The sequence below is a fragment of the Pseudomonas sp. IzPS59 genome (genome assembly GCF_014863505.1).
Taxonomy (GTDB): domain Bacteria; phylum Pseudomonadota; class Gammaproteobacteria; order Pseudomonadales; family Pseudomonadaceae; genus Aquipseudomonas; species Aquipseudomonas kribbensis.
In genome coordinates this window covers 1,375,558-1,390,811 of sequence record NZ_CP062251.1, presented here as the reverse complement: position 1 = coordinate 1,390,811, position 15,254 = coordinate 1,375,558, and the positions used below count along the sequence as shown (strand labels likewise).

At 61.4% G+C, this 15,254-nt stretch carries 18 protein-coding genes; all 18 read right to left on the bottom strand.

Annotated elements, in window-relative coordinates:
* Positions 1 to 60: 60 nt before the first annotated feature.
* The 18 genes from IF189_RS06110 to IF189_RS06025 all read right to left on the bottom strand — a co-directional run bounded on the left by IF189_RS06110 (position 61) and on the right by IF189_RS06025 (position 15,202).
* Positions 61 to 576: a phage tail protein gene (locus IF189_RS06110; RefSeq protein WP_134825680.1), complete on the bottom strand. Its 516-nt coding sequence runs from the start codon at positions 574 to 576 to the stop codon at positions 61 to 63.
* Positions 573 to 1,724, bottom strand: a complete 1,152-nt coding sequence (locus tag IF189_RS06105) for a phage tail protein (RefSeq protein ID WP_192552983.1) — start codon at positions 1,722 to 1,724, stop codon at positions 573 to 575. The genes IF189_RS06110 and IF189_RS06105 overlap by 4 nt, the downstream gene beginning before the upstream one ends.
* An 11-nt stretch (positions 1,725 to 1,735) precedes the next feature.
* Positions 1,736 to 2,335, bottom strand: coding sequence for a YmfQ family protein (locus IF189_RS06100; RefSeq protein ID WP_134825678.1), 600 nt, complete (start codon positions 2,333 to 2,335; stop codon positions 1,736 to 1,738).
* Positions 2,323 to 3,366, bottom strand: coding sequence for a baseplate J/gp47 family protein (locus tag IF189_RS06095; RefSeq protein ID WP_192552982.1), 1,044 nt, complete (start codon positions 3,364 to 3,366; stop codon positions 2,323 to 2,325). Before IF189_RS06095 ends, IF189_RS06100 begins: the two co-directional genes overlap by 13 nt.
* Entirely contained in the window at positions 3,356 to 3,754 is a 399-nt protein-coding gene (locus tag IF189_RS06090; protein ID WP_096819584.1) for a phage GP46 family protein, read from the bottom strand. The genes IF189_RS06095 and IF189_RS06090 overlap by 11 nt, the downstream gene beginning before the upstream one ends.
* Positions 3,754 to 4,263: a phage baseplate assembly protein V gene (locus IF189_RS06085; protein WP_134825676.1), complete on the bottom strand. Its 510-nt coding sequence runs from the start codon at positions 4,261 to 4,263 to the stop codon at positions 3,754 to 3,756. The genes IF189_RS06090 and IF189_RS06085 overlap by 1 nt, the downstream gene beginning before the upstream one ends.
* A 29-nt stretch (positions 4,264 to 4,292) precedes the next feature.
* Positions 4,293 to 5,336, bottom strand: a complete 1,044-nt coding sequence (locus IF189_RS06080) for a phage baseplate assembly protein (RefSeq protein WP_134825675.1) — start codon at positions 5,334 to 5,336, stop codon at positions 4,293 to 4,295.
* Positions 5,337 to 5,339: 3 nt separating this feature from the next.
* Positions 5,340 to 6,575, bottom strand: a complete 1,236-nt coding sequence (locus tag IF189_RS06075) for a DNA circularization protein (protein ID WP_134825674.1) — start codon at positions 6,573 to 6,575, stop codon at positions 5,340 to 5,342.
* A complete protein-coding gene (locus IF189_RS06070; protein ID WP_192552981.1) occupies positions 6,562 to 8,133 on the bottom strand; it encodes a phage tail protein in 1,572 nt (523 codons plus the stop codon). Before IF189_RS06070 ends, IF189_RS06075 begins: the two co-directional genes overlap by 14 nt.
* 130 nt (positions 8,134 to 8,263) lie before the next feature.
* Entirely contained in the window at positions 8,264 to 8,560 is a 297-nt protein-coding gene (locus IF189_RS06065) for a phage tail assembly protein (protein WP_134825672.1), read from the bottom strand.
* A complete protein-coding gene (locus tag IF189_RS06060) occupies positions 8,557 to 8,904 on the bottom strand; it encodes a phage tail tube protein (RefSeq protein ID WP_007908779.1) in 348 nt (115 codons plus the stop codon). The genes IF189_RS06065 and IF189_RS06060 overlap by 4 nt, the downstream gene beginning before the upstream one ends.
* A 67-nt stretch (positions 8,905 to 8,971) precedes the next feature.
* Positions 8,972 to 10,468, bottom strand: a complete 1,497-nt coding sequence (locus tag IF189_RS06055; RefSeq protein WP_192552980.1) for a phage tail sheath subtilisin-like domain-containing protein — start codon at positions 10,466 to 10,468, stop codon at positions 8,972 to 8,974.
* The gene (locus tag IF189_RS06050) at positions 10,468 to 10,647 is read right to left on the bottom strand and encodes a DUF2635 domain-containing protein (protein WP_085729845.1); all 180 of its coding nucleotides are present in this window, start codon (positions 10,645 to 10,647) and stop codon (positions 10,468 to 10,470) included. The genes IF189_RS06055 and IF189_RS06050 overlap by 1 nt, the downstream gene beginning before the upstream one ends.
* Positions 10,644 to 11,228 (bottom strand): hypothetical protein, encoded by a 585-nt coding sequence (locus tag IF189_RS06045; protein ID WP_102621403.1) that lies wholly within the window; start codon positions 11,226 to 11,228, stop codon positions 10,644 to 10,646. Before IF189_RS06045 ends, IF189_RS06050 begins: the two co-directional genes overlap by 4 nt.
* Before the next feature lie 56 nt (positions 11,229 to 11,284).
* Positions 11,285 to 12,313, bottom strand: a complete 1,029-nt coding sequence (locus IF189_RS06040) for a phage late control D family protein (protein ID WP_192552979.1) — start codon at positions 12,311 to 12,313, stop codon at positions 11,285 to 11,287.
* 9 nt (positions 12,314 to 12,322) lie between these two features.
* The gene (locus IF189_RS06035) at positions 12,323 to 12,535 is read right to left on the bottom strand and encodes a tail protein X (RefSeq protein WP_134825669.1); all 213 of its coding nucleotides are present in this window, start codon (positions 12,533 to 12,535) and stop codon (positions 12,323 to 12,325) included.
* Positions 12,528 to 12,911 carry a phage tail protein gene (locus IF189_RS06030; protein WP_134825668.1) on the bottom strand — a complete coding sequence of 128 codons (384 nt, stop codon included), beginning with the start codon at positions 12,909 to 12,911 and terminating at the stop codon, positions 12,528 to 12,530. Before IF189_RS06030 ends, IF189_RS06035 begins: the two co-directional genes overlap by 8 nt.
* Positions 12,911 to 15,202, bottom strand: a complete 2,292-nt coding sequence (locus tag IF189_RS06025; protein ID WP_192552978.1) for a phage tail tape measure protein — start codon at positions 15,200 to 15,202, stop codon at positions 12,911 to 12,913. The genes IF189_RS06030 and IF189_RS06025 overlap by 1 nt, the downstream gene beginning before the upstream one ends.
* Positions 15,203 to 15,254 lie beyond the last annotated feature (52 nt).

Genomic DNA, 15,254 nt, shown 5'->3' with positions numbered 1-15,254 from the left:
ATTTCTGTTTCTGAAAATAAAAAGCCCACATGAAGTGGGCTTGGGTAAGGCGGACTGCGATTACGGGGCTGGAGGCGCCACCAGTTCACGAATGGCCTGCAGCGCCTCATCGGCGGCAGCGCGAGCCTGATCCATCTGGCTTTTGCTAGCGTACGCACGGATCTGGGTCTTGGCTTTCAGGCGCACGGTTCGCAGGTTCAGCAGGTTTTCGCTGAGCTGGGCAGCCTTGTCGAGGATCTGCTCGGTCGCCTGCCTGGCCGACCGGCCTTTGGCGACCCAGGCAGCAACGGACAGCGGTACTTCCTTTTTCGGGTAGCCGGCATCCTGATAGACCTGAGCGTCAATAGCTGCCTGGGCGTACTCCAATGCCTTGAGCGGATCACCTGCCAACACGCTGCGCGCACTGTCGGCGACAGCATCGACTCGGGAACAAAGGCTCTCGGCCTCTTGTTGTTCGAGTGCAGCCAGTTTCAAAGGGTTCGACACCCACTGTTGACCGTCCCACTCGTGGTCGGGCGCAGGTTGTGGCGTACGCAACTCGTCACCGAACTGATGAAGGTCCTGAATCACTTTCATCGGAGCAACTCCCACACAATATGAACATTGACGGCATTGCTGAAATTGACCCCGATACCCGAGGTGTAATCGGTGACAGGATGATTTTTGATGCCGATGCCATGCAACGCCTCGTCTTTCAATGCGCTCGTGGAGCCAAGGCCATGCTGAGACTGGAACGTCTGCCATAACGAGCGGAGTTGCGAATGATCAAAGCTGGCAGACAATGTCGATACCGTGACATCCCCTACCTCATTGTTGGTGGTAATGACGGTTGGATATTTGCCAGTCCATCCTGCCGGATTGCCCGAGATCGCCTGCGTGCCAGGCGAAAGAAAGGTGTAACTGGACCCCACCCAGCCGACCTCCGAGAACCCTACGTTCGTTACCAACGTGGCTGACGGCGTTGGATTGCCGACCGTCAGTCGTGCCGCTCGTGCATGCGGATCCAGAGGCAGATAAATCACGCCGGTCCCATTGACCGTCTGGCTCCAGGTGAGCCGTGCCCGGTTATAGATCGTCAGAACCGAAGGCAAGGTTCCAACGGTTCCGGTCAGAATCCAGGCAACGCACATATCCAGACTGGTAGACGGAAACCCGCCGCCTCCCACCCCATCTGCAGTGCCTTTGAGAGAAGCAGGCACTGTGTCAGTCGGCGTACCACGCTGCACATAAAACGTCAGTGCACCGGCGATCACCTGAGCACGCAAAAAATACCCCGTGTTAGGTAAAAGATCTGCACTGGTCCAGCTTTGCGTGGTGAAAGTACGCGACCTGCCCAACTGACCGTCCACAACCTCCTGGCCCAGGCTGACCGGCACACCGGGGGGAACCGTGACCTTGCCGCCACTGGTAGCCGCCGCGCTGCCGGTCGCGGAAAGTCGACCCTCTGCACTGGCGATCGTCGGCAACGGCAACGAGCCAATCGGCAGTGCCGAATCCAGCGTCCAGCCCTTGCTCGAAACGCTGCGAATCGCCTGCAACAACTGATCGTATTTCTTCTCGTCCGGAGTCAGGTCCCCGGCCGTGATCACGTTAAGAATTTCCTGCGTGACACCGTTGCCCCAGTTCGCCGGGATCAACGATCCCGGTGTCCCGGTCAGCGGGTTTTCATCGATAAATTTCCCATCCACCAGACCGGCGCTGGGCACACTCTTCGGATAATCCATTACGTTATTCCCTAGTCATAATTGATGTGCACCCTGGTGTGCGCCGGTGCCGCCCGATGAATCAGGCACTCCAGCGCCGAGCCCGGATTCACGCCGAAGCGTTCGCCCCAGTAACTCGCGCCGAAACGCCGGCCGAGCAACAGCCGGCCACCGGTGTTGAGCGTCCACATGAACTGCGCTTCCCAGGTGCCCCAATGCGCCGCACCGAAACGCGAACGGCCCATGCGCGGGGCTTCGAATTCGGTGATGGTGGCGTTCGGGTAACCCTGGCTTTTGGCGATTTCCAGGTAGTAGCCGACGGCCTGACTGCCGACCGCCAGCAAGCGGCGGCGCACGGCGAGGCGGCGGTCGTCGAACAGCGGTGTGGCGCCGAGGCACGGATCGGGCAGGTTCATCACCTGCTCCCAGTCCGGCACCAGTTCGCTGACGCCGGCCGGATCCATCTCGTTGAGCAGGTCGGCGGCGCGGGCATCGAGACGCGCCAGTTCGGCAGCGACGCCTTGCAGCACCTCTTCCAGCTCCGGCACCCGCTCCGGGTCCCATGCCGGGCCGCTGGGCAGCAAGGCGCGCAGTTGCGCCTGGTATTGCGCGGCGGTTCTTATGGCAGCCATACGCAACCCCCGAAGGTCAGCAGTTCGCTGTCACCGGCGGCTACGTTCGCCACAGGGGCCGAAAGGACGTGGTCGGTTTCACCCGCCGCACTGCTGATCGCTTCGCGGATATGGCTGATCAGCAGGTCTTCACCCAGGTCGGCTTCGCGGTTGTGCAGATCGCGCAACTGGGTTTCGACGGCGGCACGTACGGCGGTGGTGTCGGGTGTCAGCTTCAACTGATAGATCACCGGTTTCTGCACCGGAGGACGCACGTGGACTTCGGCGGTCACCGGGCGCAGCGGTTCGATGTAGGCCTGTACTTCTGCCAGTTGATCGGCATTCGGCACCGGTTGCGGGTCGTCATCACGCATGATGTACACGCCCACGGTGCCCGGCCCGAGAAAACCGCCACGGCACCAGGCGCGGGTTACGCCCGGCACTTCCAGTGCCCAGGTTTCGTAGTCACTGGCCGAGCCGCCATGGGGAATGACGCGATAGGAACGGATCACTCGCGAGCGCAACGACTCCAGGCTTTCCCGTGCCACACCGCCATTGAGTCCCGGCGCCAGCACCACAAAGCTGTTGCCGACAACGCCGACAACCGGCTGCACCGGGGTCAGCGCCAGTCCGGCGTCGGCATTGCCGAGACTGCCGGCATCCAGCGCCGCAATGGTGGTGGTGTTGCTGCCATTGACGGTGGTGCGCGCGGTGGTGACTTTGTAGGTACGGCCATCGCTCGATTGCAGCAGCGTATCTACGTCCAGTACCGCGCCCGCGGTTGCAGTAAAACTGACGCTGCCGGTGGCGACTTGCGCCGGTTTGCGCGGCTGGTTCAGGCGCAGCGCGGCGATGCGTTCCAGGGTCGATTCGTCGGCGGTGTCGGGCAGGATCTGCTCGGCAATCCAGTCAAGGTAGCCATACAGACCGTAAGCGGCACCACCGACAGTGCGGGCCAGGACTTGCGCATCGGACTGGCGCAGCGAATCGCCGGCCAGGTCGCTTTGGGTGCGCTTGATCAGCACCGGCAGCGAAGGGGTTTCAAACGGCATAGATCACCTGCCAACTGTTATCGGGGTTGATGTCCAGGCGTTCGCCGTCGGCCAGGGTCAGGACCGTACGCAGGTTCAGGCGCTGGGCGTCGAGGCGTTCGCTGATGATGTCGATGGCGCTGCAGTGGCCGTCGTCGATCAGCCATTGCAGGGCTTCGCGGGCATAGAACTCGGCGTCCATCTGGGTCTGCCGGGTCAGCTTGACCCGACGCAGCAGCCACAGCCGCGAGCCGATGCGGTCGTCGGCCACGGTGGGAAAGGTGTCGCCCCACCAGCCGTAACGCTCCTCGTCGTCGAGGGCATCGTCGTCGGCCGCACGGCGCCAGGAGAACAGGCTGATCAGCACCGAGCGGGTCAGCGCGGCGTGGAGGTTTTGACTGAAGAGCATCATTGACCTCCCGCCGGCACGCCGGTCTGGCCGCTGCCACCCTGCACGCCGCCATGCACGTGCTTGATCTGGCTGATGCCGCCGGCCAGCTGATCACCTTTGGAAACGATCTTGCCGGTCTGGTTGATCACCGGCGTGTCAAAGTTCACCGCCGTACTGGCGCGGATATTCAGCGTGGCGGTTTCGATATCGATGATCCGCCCGCGCTTGAAGTGGATCTTGTCGCCTTCGTCGGTGTAGATAGCCACTTCGCCGGCCGCCAGCGATTGCAGGCGATAACGGCGGTCAGCGACCACAAGGGCGATGGCGTGGGAACGGTCGCCGCCGAGGAACGTGACGACACCTTCGGCGCCGGCCAGCGGATGGCTGGTGAAGCCGTAGGGTTCGAAGTGCTCCATGTCGTCGTTCACTTCGCCGGCGGTAAGGCGCATTTGCAGCGATTGCAGCTTGGAGGCCGAACTGGCGAGCACGACAGTGCCGCGCGCCAGCAGGCGTGTCAGTAGGCTCATAGGGTTTTCCTTGGAGGGCGGTGGCGGGCTCAGGTCTTTTTCGGGGGAGTCGGATTCGCGTCGAAGGTATGCGGTGGCGCCACTTGCAGGGTGGTCACCGAACCTTGCGCCGACAGCGAATACGTCACCTTGGAAATCAGCATGTCTTCATCGAAGCCAAGCACCGGATCCTTGACCCGCACCAGCGTGTTGTGACGCCACAGATCGCCATTGGACTGACGCCAGCCCTGCACCTGATAAGTCGTGGTCAGCGCCCGGCCCATGCGCGTCGCGCTCTCCCATTGGGCCCGTTGCTGGGCCAGTTCGAACGTCAGTTGCGAGCCTTCGTTGATGATCGTGGTACGCCGGCGTTTGAAACTCAGGTCGGCCGCCGTCGATTCCACTTCGCTGGCCGCCGCCCCGCTCTTCTTGTCGTTGCCCTTCTGCTGGCCGATCACCCGGTATTCGGAAAACACCTGGCTGAAATCCATCGGCGCATTGGCCGAGAGAATGTTCTTGCCCAACTCCAGTGCATCGCTGGCGCGGCCGCCGCTGCCGGGTCTGGCGAGCACCAGCCGGCCTTCGGCGTCATCGGTGGAAAACACCCGGTAGAGCGAGAGCAAACGGTCGATCGATTGAAACGCCGTTTCACCCGGCACAATCGTATGTTTGCTCAGGCGTGCGGTCTCGGGAATTTCGTTGACCACCATCAACGCGTACTCCATGGCCAGGGCCTGGACGATGCTCAGCAGCGACTGATCCTGCCATTGGCCGGGGTTGTTTCGCGCTGCGCAATCCACCAGATCCTGGGTCTTGGAGCTGCCTTCGATGCTCAGGCTGATCTGCCGCCCGTCATAACTGATCGGGGCCTTGAAGACATAACCGGTGAGCACCAGATCCTGGCCGATCCGCACTTCGCACGGGTCGCCGGCCTTGATCCGCTGATCCACGGTCTGCCCCGGCCATTGCCAGGTGATGTCGAGTTTGAAGGTGCGGAACTGGCGCTCCAGGTCCGCGGTGATCTCCACGCTTTTCCAGCCGCCGAATTCCAGGTTGCCGACGGTGAGCGTGACGCGGTTGTCAGTCTCGCTCATGGCTCACTCCCTGGAAACCTTGACTTCGTTGGGTGGGAAGCTCGGGTGAGACAGCCCGTTGCGCTGAATGACCTCGGTCACCCGAGTGGCGTCGCCAAACTGCTTGTAGGCCACGACCAGTGCCGGAAAGGTTTCCTGGAAAGTCTTGCTGACCAGTCGCACACCGGACGACGCCACAGCCTTGAAGTGCCCATTCAGCGCCTCCTTCAGATCGCCGATGGCCTGGTAGTGCGCGGGATCGGCCTTGTCCTGAGCCATTTGCAGCACTTCGTTCAACGCTTTTTGCAGCGTTTGCAGATCATCCGTGACGGGCACTTCCTGACGGCTGACCGGCTGTTTCGACTGCTGGTCCAGCGAAGGTGTCGACGACAGTTTCACCGGCGTCGACGCCACCGGCATCGACGCCACCCACTGCGCCACTTTGACGATCAGGGTGTCCTGCACCAGATTGGCCAGGGCCTGCGCCGCAGCGGTGGTGTCCTTGCCGGTGGTGATTTTCGGTGCGTCGGCCTTGCGGATGGCTTCGATCTGTTGGGACACGTCGGCAATCACGCCACGGTAACCCTCCTTCGCGAACTCCTTCAGCTCCTTGATATCGCCGAGCAAGCCCTTGAACTCCGCCGCCACTTCCTTGGGCAGTTCCTTGACGGCCCTGACCAGTTCGGTGATCTGCTTGTATTGCGCGATCAGCGGTTTGAGTTGCTCCTTGATCACGTCGTACACACCGGTGAGGCTGTTGCGCAGATTGGTGATGCCGATCCGCGCGGCCTTGATCAGGGTCATCGCCTGTTCGAAGCGCGCCACCGCCGAACCGAGCAAACCGTCGGCCTTGATCAGCAGGACTTTTTGCGTGCTGACCGTCGCCGTCGGAAACGGCAGCGGTCGGTCGGGGTAGAACTTCAGGGTGAATGTCACCATCCCGCCGTCCTGACGGGTGTGCGTCATGTCGCACTCGCCGACCTTGACCTGCAAACGTCCCAGCCACGGATGCACCAGTTCGCCGCTGCCCTGCTCCAGGGCCTGGAGCAGCTTGTCGCGCTGCTCCAGGCAATCGGCACCGATGATGAACGCCGTCAGATCGTGGGTCTTGGCCTGCTGGCCGAGATCCTCGAAAAACGGCAGGTCGCGTTGCGGGTATTCGTGCAACTGCCCCTTGCGACCGACCGGGGTTTTCGCCTGGTCGATCCAGAAGCCGACACCGCGAAAGGATGCCGGCAACAAACGGTCACGCCAGTTCATTGGAACCTCCTGCCGATAGCGAGCGATAGCCGATGCGCGAACTGAGCGCCAGCCCCGGTTGATTGGTTTGCGGTTGATCGGTGCGCAGCCCCGCCGGCGCATTTTCGAAGCGGACCGTCAGGCCGCCTTCGAGTTGTGTGCGGTTGTTGGCGGCGCTTTGCTGGATCAGGCTGTTGGAGGTTTGCGTCAGCGAGCTGGAATTCTGCGTCAACGAACTGGAGTTCTGCGTCAATGCGCCTTCCGGCACCGAAACGCCGGGCGTGGAGTCGGCATCAGAGCCAAAAAAACCCGGAGCCCACTCGCCCTTGCCTTCGGCATTGGTTTTCAGCTGAGCACGGGTGAGGACATCGACCTTGGCCGACGCCTCGGCAGCGAGTGTGCCAAGACCGCCATTGAAAAACTCCCGGACCGGCGCCAGCGCGTCGTAGAACTTGTCACTCCACTTCTGAATCCACACCGTCACCGATCCCCAGGCCTCGATGATCGTTTCCAGCGGCGACCAGCCCAACTGCTCGCTAATCACCGCATACAGTTCCACCACCGACAGACTGATGGAGTCCACCACGTCTTGAATAAACGCTGAGATCGGCACCGACACCGCTCGCAGCAAATCCCAGATCGAAGCAAACAGGCCAACCAATGGTTGCCAGTTTTTCAGAATCAGCGCCTGCGGTGAGTAGGCAAACAGCGTTGTATAGAAATCGATTACCGGCGCAGCCACTGCCTTGAGTACGTTCCAAAGAGCTGCGAAGAACGTGCTGACCGGTCCCCAGTTGTTGATCACCATGCCCAGCGGGGTGAAGTCGAACAGGGTTCTGAAAAAGTTCGCCATCGGCAGTACCACCGGGGTGATCTGTTGCCACAGCCTGGCAAAGAAAGCCGAAAGCGGTTTCCAGTTGGCGACAATCAGACCGGCCGCCAGCGCGACTCCGGCGGCAAACAAGCCGATCGGCGAGGCCAGCAGTGTCAGCACCGCACTGAGTCCGGCAGCGGCCGTGGTCACCACGGTGAACGCCACTGCTGCCGCTGCCAGCCCTTCAACCACTTGAGGATGCTCGGCGACAAACTTGCCGACCGTAGTCATGACCGGCACCAGCGCCGTCACCAGCCCCTTGACTGCCGGTAACAGCGCCTGGCCGATCTTCAGCGAGATGTTGTCGAGCGAAACGTTGAACTTCGCGAGATTGGTAGAGGTTTCACCCTTTACCGGTGCGGGAAGTTGCGCGGTCGCGGGCCTGGGCAACGGCTTGGGTATAACGGCATCCTTTGCCAGCGCCGGGGCCTTGAGTTTCTTGCTCTTGTTCGCCAGTTCGTCTTCGGCCTTGATCGCCTTCTTCAAGCCGTCCTGAAACGGCTTGAGCAAGCCGCCCCCGGAAACAAAACCGGACAGATCCAGCGGCTTGAGTCCACTGCTTTCCAGGCTTTTCTTGAAGCCCGCGACCTTGGCGCGAACACCCTTCATCTCGGTCGCCGTTTTCTGCAGACCTTGCGTCACCTCGAGCATGTTGGCCGTGGTCTGAATGTTTTGCTGGATCGTGTTTATCTGTGTATTGGCCATCACTGCACCTGCTGCATCGCATTGATCCGTTGCGCGTGCTCCAGCGATTCGCGAAGCACATCCAGTGGCCTGGCCATCATCTGTTCGGGGTCAACCTTCCAGAACCAGGCCAGGTCATAGGCGACCGAAATCAGGTCGGTGATGGCTCCGACGCCGCACTCATGAAAAAACCTGCAACGGCCCAGCTCAACGCGTTGAGGTCAGCCAGGTCCAGCTGGTTGACCGACGACGGCGGAATGCCGGCGCACACGGCGATGTATTTGGCCGCCACGTCCATGTCGAGGCTGACCTCTTCGCTCTTGTCGATCTTGTACGGCAGCGCCTTGATCGCTCGCACTTCCTGCACCGTCGGACGGCGCAGGAAGAGCTCGGTCAGGGGCTCGCCGTGAGCTTCGATCGCAACTTGAAGCTTCACGGCGCCGCTCATTGCCAGGTCCCCTTGATGCCTTCGAATTTCAGTTCGATGGTGGCGTCATCGCCTTTGGAGACTGGCTCTTCGACCAGGTAGGCACCGGCCAGCACGTAGACTTTGCCGTTGCTGAATTCGCAGGTGACGGTGATGTCGGTGCCTTCGATCAGCTTCTTCAGCGGGAAGTCGGCGGTGTGCAGCGCAGTAACCTTGAACGACGGCGCGATGTCGGTTTCCTTGTAGAAGCCAGGTACGACGGTTTCGCGTTTGACGGCCATCAGCGGGGCTTCGCAGCCGCCATTGATGGTCAGTTGTGCGCCGTCGACCTTGACGTAGCAGGTGCCTGCAATCAGTTGACCCATGGTGTTACTCCCTTCAAATAAAAAGCCCACGCGAGGTGGGCTGAAATCACAGTCTCAAACGGGCCGATCAGGCGACGTCGTCGTACTGCAGACGGAACTGGTTGAGCAGTGCGAACACGCGCAGACCGTTGATGTAATCAGGCGGGAACAGCACATTCACGCGGCTCGGGTCCTGCACGTCGCGCTCGACGATCAGGTGCTCGGCGAACAGCTCGGCGTTTTCCACGTGGCCTTCCAGTTCGAGCTTGGCGTACTGGGCGATCAGCTCACCGCGAATGGTCGCCGGGGTGACGATCGGCTGGCCGGCGCCGAAGCGGGTGCCGTCGGAAGCCAGTTTGTGGCGACCGTACTTGCTGGTGATCACGCTTTGCAGACGACGCACGATGAACGCCGACTGGTGCATGGTTTCGCTGTCCAGGTACGAGTTGTCAGCCTGACCGTAAGCGTTCTTCTGATAGGTGGTGATCGAGCGCTGGATGCGCACGTAGCCGCCTTCGTAGTACGCGGTGGCGATGCCGTAGTTGAGCAGCGACTGACGCTCGGTCAGGGTGAAGCGCTCGCTGGCCGGAGCCGGATCGACGCCTGGCAGGCTGCCGCTCTGGGTCGGACGGCTGGCGTCGGCCGAGATGAACACCGAAGTACGTGCAGCCAGTGCCGCGGCTTGTACCCACACCGGTTGCGGAACGCCCGGCTCCAGCGCCTGAATGGTCATGTGCTGGTCGTTGCGTGCCTGACCGGCTGCGACCAGAGTGCCGACGGTGCCGCGCTTGGCGCTGTAGACGTGACCAAACAGTTGCTTGGCCCAGGACCAGCGACCGGTGCTGTCGTCCATCACCGCTTGCCAGGTGTTGAGGGTGGCCAGGTCGGACCATGGCAGCGCGATGAATTCGAACGGCTCGTCACCCAGTGCTGCAACGGCAGCCACTTGATCCGGCACACCGACGCCGCCGTTCATGGCGGTGACAGCGGTGGTCAGGCCGGCCGGGGTTTCTTCGCCGTTGCTCTTGCCCAGGCGATTGAATTGCAGGCTGATGTCGTTGCCGCTCTCGCCGGTCCATTTGGCGTTCAGGGTGACGACGCCTTCGGCAGCCGCAGCGCTCACCGGCAGATCGGCGGTGGCGTTGATTTTCTGTGCCAGGGCGGTGGCCGCCTGTGCAGCGGTGGCGCCGTTGACCACGGAGGCCTTGACGCGGACGCCGCCGACGTACAGGTTGAGAACGCCAGCCTGAGTCGCGGTGCCGGTCAGGGTCAGCACACCTTTGGCGATGGCGCCGGTGGCGTTGTGCAGCGGCAGGCACCAGATCTCACCGATCGGGTCGGCCTTGCGGAAGGTCTCGTACATGGACGCCAGCATCGAGCCCTGGCCACCAATGCTCTTGGCCAGTGCCACGCTGGAAACCAGCACCAGTTTGCCGACTTCGCTCGGGGTGATGTTGTCGTTGACCTGCGCCACGATCAGCCGGCGCATGGACGAGGACGCGCTATTGGCGGCCGAGTTGTCCATTTCGGCATAGAACAGCGGTACACGAATGTCCGCAGGAATGTTGCTGAATCCGATCGCCATTATTTGGCTCCCTTTTGTTTAGCTGTTGCGGTTTTGAGGGTGATATCGCCGTCGGCCAGACGCCGGCGCCACCAGGCGCTGTCCAGCACTTCACGGCCTTCCAGTGGCAGCAGGTCGCCTGCTTCCGGGTCCGGCACGGCACGGCCGGTGGCCGGCACTACGGTGATGCGGTTGCTCATGGGGTTACGTCTCCAGAGAAAGTCATTTCCACGCGCCCGTCAGGGCCGGGGTGTTTCAGGTTGGGGTCGGCCGGGTCGATCGCATCGACCCGCACGGTGACCCCGGTAAAGGACGACAAACCGTCCAGTTCGCGTTCGTGCCAACTCTCCGCAGGCTGACTTGGCAGATTGCGGCCCAGCTGGAACTCGGCAAAAAAGCGCAGCCGGTAGAACGCGCGGCTGCTGTTGATCGAGACCGTTTCGCCACCGTCATAAACGATGGCGCTGTAGTCCGAACCGGGCTTGAACCCCACCAGCGCACGCCACACTTCGGCGCGCAGGTCGTGCAACAGATCCAGCGCTTTTGTGGCATCCGTGGCGTCGAGCACCAGGATGATTTCGAAGCGGTCGCGGATCGGCTGGCTGGCGGAGTTCTGTGCGGTGCTGGCGCTGGCCAGATCGGCCAGGGGTAAAACATGGGCCGACGGGGTCGGCAGATTCGGGTTGCCTTGCAGCAGCGCCAGGTCGACACCTGTCGCGATATGGCCGGCAAGGCTTGGGCATTGCGCACGCAGCTGCGTGAGGATCGGGGAGATCTTCATTGGGAGCGTTCCAGTGTTAGAGAGTGACGCAGGAGTGGAGCGTATGGCGGGGTGAATCAGTCTTTGGCGTCTGCTTTCGGATCGAGGCTGGTAGCCTCGATGACGCAGCGATAACTTTCTTCGCGCTTGCCGCTGGCGGTGACTTTTTCGATCGACCAGCGACCACGCAGGAAGTCCGGCCAGGTCTCATCAAGCAACAGCAGGCCCTCGGCAGACAGCAGCGGATTGCCCGGGCAGGTGATCTTCACCTTGTACTTTTCCCGCAGCATCTTGCGCACTTCGCCTTCACCGATAGCCTTGGCCTCCTCCTCGCTCTGGCAGATCTGACGCACGGTCTTGTAGGGCGCCTCGCCGGTCAGCACCTCACGCATCACACCGATGGCCTTATCCAGGAACCGGGTCCTGCAGCCTTTGGCCTGTGCCCGGGCGGTTTCTTCGAGGGTGGCGCTGATGAAAGCGTGATCGCCGGGGCGGTTGTTCTCGGTCACCGACAGACGCACGTCCGCCAAAGCCTTGCCCGACAGCGATTTGGTCTGACCGGGGCGCGCCAGCACATACAGCTCGCCCACCGGTTTGGCGATCACCTTGTACTTCTTCGCCAGGCGCGTCAGGAAACCCATGTCGGTTTCGTTGGACTGGTCGATGTGATCGATCCTGATCAGCGCCAGATCGGACGCCACCCGTGGAGAAAATCCATGAGGCGAAACCAGTTCACCAAACAGCGCGCCCAGGGTGGTCGGGCCATGACTGGCCGTACGCCGCTGTTTGAAGCCGGTCTCGTCGGCGGCGCTGAACGGCGCGGCCGTGGCAACCAGCGTCAGGCGAAACGGGAACAGGGTCGGTGTCAGGCGCGTCACTTTGAACAGGCCCTTGTCGACAATTTTCGATTCGCGATAGCCGACCCGAAGACCGATTCTGCCACCGAGATTAGGCAGTCCTTCAAGCCCTTCCAGATCGACCGTCAGCGTCAGTTGATCAGACTCGGTACCGGCAGCATCGACGTGCTCCCAACTGATCAGGCGCTGGTTGAGCAGCGCCGCGTTGGTCCCGTAGATTTCCACCACAGGCGTGAAACCCTGTGCCATACAACCTCCTTAATCCCAGGCTGAAACCGGCTTGATCGCCGCCGGCTTCGAGTCGAGTTCCGGCAGCACCACCCAGATGCCCGCAGGCAAGACGGGGCCGTGTTCGGCCAGCGTCGGGTTGAGCTGCCACAGGGCGTCTTCGGCGGAGTCATCGCTGCGACCGGTTTCGCGGTACAGCAACAGATTCACCGAATCGCCGGCCACGCTTCGTACCTTACGCATTGTTGAACTCCGCCAACTCAAGGGTCCAGTCGACCACCATCGCCGTACCATCATCAATGATGCAGGTCTGGGTTTCCTGAACCGTGGTGATTCGCCACAGGCCCCAGTTTCGGCCGATACCATCAATCAGCGGCAGCGGTACGCGAAGGGCTTGCAGCGCCCGCAGCTCATCCAGCCGATCCATGGCCACCGCGTACATTGATTTGCCGGTGATGGTCAGGGTTTCGGGCTTTTGCCCCGTCTGGTGGGACTTGGGTTTACTGGTGAGAATCTGCAGTTCCGTCCAGCCGCCGTCGGACTTGCGCAGAAAACTGTTGTAGGCAAAACCGCGGGACAGGCCAAAGATGAAACTGCCCAGTGCCATTTGTTGTTTCATCAGGCGACTCCATCAGTCAGGGCTGCATCACGGCGTGTGCCGAGGGGATTGGCACTCATCAACGGCGTGAAGTCAGAGGTGAAGTGCGTCTGCATGACCTGCGCGACCATGGCACTCACCTTTTCAACGCTGGCCAGATCGCCGCCGCTGAAGTGGAACGCCGGGGCGTAGGTGACATTCGCGCTGGATTGATTTTGTGCTTGCACAGTGCTCAGGCCTGCGCTGACTTCCGCAGGTGGTGCCAACTTGTCAGGGGCCGGTGTCGCAAGCTTTTCACCCAGAGCCTCCCCTTCCTGACTGCCGTAAAAACTCCCGATGGCACCGCCCAGGGCACCGCCAATCAACGTACCGACGCCGGGAAGGATGAAGGTACCGATCGTGGCGCCGATGCTTGCGCCGGCATATCCGCCAGCCAGGCCTCCCGCCGCCATGCCTACGCCTCCGGCGACTTTTTTTGTATCGTTCTCGGCCACGCCTTCGACGACTTTCATACCGGCCTCGAGCATCGTCAGCGGCATGGCCAGGGGACCTGCGATCCGACCGAATCGGGCACCTCGACTGATCATGCTGCGGCCGGCAGCGGATCTCATGTAACCGATCCGGTTGGCAGCCGCTGCTCTCAGCGGCTCGGTCCTGGTGGCCAGGGTGCCGACTCCCGTTCGAATACTGCCGGCCAGGGTGCCGGCTCCCGTTCGGATGCTGCCGGCTACGCTGACCGCTTTGCCGTACGCCCCCTGTAGCGTGCCAACGGTATCCTTCACCCAACCCGCAGCGCCTGCGTACATCTTGCCCAGCGGTGCAATGGACCTGATCCCGGCAATACTCAGGACCAGCGCCGCCGTGAGTGTTGGATACTGTTCCGCCAGCCCGCTCAAACCACCGGCTGCCTTGGCTGCGGTGTCGGCAACAGCATTGAAGGATGGCAACACCGTATCGCCTGCGGAGGTATAGAGGCGATCCTTTTGCGCATTGAAGCCGTTGATGTGCGCTTGCGATGTCTGCGATTGAATACGGGCAGTCTCATTGACCGCACTGGCGCCTTCGCCAAGCTCGGAACTGGCGTACTGTTTTTTATCAGCCACCAGATCGAAGGAGCGTTTCACATCCCCGGTGTTCTGCAGCATTTTGATCACGGGCTGGTCGACCGAAAATAGCGTCATGGCCAACTCGGACTGCCGATCAGGCGATTGTTTCTTCAACGCCTCCAGCACTTTGAGAATGGCGCCCGGGGCATCCACTTTCATCTGCCCGGCAAGCGCTTGAGGGTTCAGCTTCAGGTCAACGATTGCAGCTCGTTGACTGGGCGAAGCTTTGTCTCCCAGCGCCAGCGTCGTGGAGATTTTCTCGAAGGCCACACCGGCATCCGCCCGGTTGACACCCGCATTGAGCAACGCCGCAGAAAACGCCGCTGCCTGCTCGGGAGTCATCCCGGCACCTTTTGCAGAAGCACCGTAGTTGCTGAGAATCGAGCCGATGTCAGCCTCCGAGGCACTCAACCGGCTTCCGAGCAGGCTGGTTGCATCAGCGAGATCGAGGGTTTGCGCGCGATTGAGACTCATCGAAGTGCGCCAGCCGATCAATAGATCCGCCGTATCTGCAGCCTTCATTCCAAACGCTGTCGCTGTGACACCCGTGTCTCGGGTGAACTCCAGCACATCTTTTTGTCTGGCGCCGTTATCCAGTTCGCCTTTGTCATTTACATGATCATTGCCGACCCCGGCTTTGACAGCGGTGTAACCGACACCTGCAAGATCAAGCATGGTGCTGCCACCGGCAGCCACCTTCGACTCGGTGGCCATTTGCTCCAGCGCAATGCCAAATGTTCGACGTTCATCGCCTTTGAACCCGACGACCGTTTCCAGTTTTGCCATCGCGGTATCAAAGTTGATGGCGGGCCGAAGATCCTTCAGCGGATCCTTGTCAGGTTTCGCTGAAGGCACTCCAGCCCCTGTACCGGCAACAGGGCCGGGCTGCGCCTGTCGATCATTCATGGCTTGTTGCAATGAGCGTTGCGATACCAGCACACCGTGGATCGTGCTCAACACATCTCTGAGTTGAACCTGTTCGCTCGTCAATCGGCGAAGCTCGGCGGTGGAATCCGCCAGTGCCAGACCCAGGCCTGCGAAGGCACCTGAAAGACTCAAGTCCGACACAATATTGGCCGATGCTGAATCGGCGCCCTGCATGCTCGATGCGGGAGACATCAGGCTGGCCATTTTACTGGCCGTATTCAACGCCTGGGCTTGTTGGTCGACCTCGGTGAATGTCAGCGAATAGCTACCGTCTGCCATGCCGCTCTACTCCTTTTTCACGCCAAGGCGAGTGATCGCTATGTCGTAGCGG

Bases quoted from the DNA above. Each gene is read 5' to 3' on its own strand.
- IF189_RS06065 (WP_134825672.1), bottom strand. From the start codon at position 8,560: ATGAGCGGCGCCGTGAAGCTTCAAGTTGCGATCGAAGCTCACGGCGAG.
- IF189_RS06095 (WP_192552982.1), bottom strand. From the start codon at position 3,366: ATGCCGTTTGAAACCCCTTCGCTGCCGGTGCTGATCAAGCGCACCCAA.
- IF189_RS06090 (WP_096819584.1), bottom strand. From the start codon at position 3,754: ATGCTCTTCAGTCAAAACCTCCACGCCGCGCTGACCCGCTCGGTGCTG.
- IF189_RS06035 (WP_134825669.1), bottom strand. From the start codon at position 12,535: ATGCGTAAGGTACGAAGCGTGGCCGGCGATTCGGTGAATCTGTTGCTG.
- IF189_RS06050 (WP_085729845.1), bottom strand. From the start codon at position 10,647: ATGAGCAACCGCATCACCGTAGTGCCGGCCACCGGCCGTGCCGTGCCG.
- IF189_RS06060 (WP_007908779.1), bottom strand. From the start codon at position 8,904: ATGGGTCAACTGATTGCAGGCACCTGCTACGTCAAGGTCGACGGCGCA.
- IF189_RS06110 (WP_134825680.1), bottom strand. From the start codon at position 576: ATGAAAGTGATTCAGGACCTTCATCAGTTCGGTGACGAGTTGCGTACG.
- IF189_RS06070 (WP_192552981.1), bottom strand. From the start codon at position 8,133: ATGGCCAATACACAGATAAACACGATCCAGCAAAACATTCAGACCACG.
- IF189_RS06040 (WP_192552979.1), bottom strand. From the start codon at position 12,313: ATGGCACAGGGTTTCACGCCTGTGGTGGAAATCTACGGGACCAACGCG.
- IF189_RS06080 (WP_134825675.1), bottom strand. From the start codon at position 5,336: ATGAGCGAGACTGACAACCGCGTCACGCTCACCGTCGGCAACCTGGAA.
- IF189_RS06075 (WP_134825674.1), bottom strand. From the start codon at position 6,575: ATGAACTGGCGTGACCGTTTGTTGCCGGCATCCTTTCGCGGTGTCGGC.
- IF189_RS06025 (WP_192552978.1), bottom strand. From the start codon at position 15,202: ATGGCAGACGGTAGCTATTCGCTGACATTCACCGAGGTCGACCAACAA.
- IF189_RS06085 (WP_134825676.1), bottom strand. From the start codon at position 4,263: ATGAGCCTACTGACACGCCTGCTGGCGCGCGGCACTGTCGTGCTCGCC.
- IF189_RS06030 (WP_134825668.1), bottom strand. From the start codon at position 12,911: ATGAAACAACAAATGGCACTGGGCAGTTTCATCTTTGGCCTGTCCCGC.
- IF189_RS06045 (WP_102621403.1), bottom strand. From the start codon at position 11,228: ATGAAGATCTCCCCGATCCTCACGCAGCTGCGTGCGCAATGCCCAAGC.
- IF189_RS06100 (WP_134825678.1), bottom strand. From the start codon at position 2,335: ATGGCTGCCATAAGAACCGCCGCGCAATACCAGGCGCAACTGCGCGCC.
- IF189_RS06105 (WP_192552983.1), bottom strand. From the start codon at position 1,724: ATGGATTATCCGAAGAGTGTGCCCAGCGCCGGTCTGGTGGATGGGAAA.
- IF189_RS06055 (WP_192552980.1), bottom strand. From the start codon at position 10,468: ATGGCGATCGGATTCAGCAACATTCCTGCGGACATTCGTGTACCGCTG.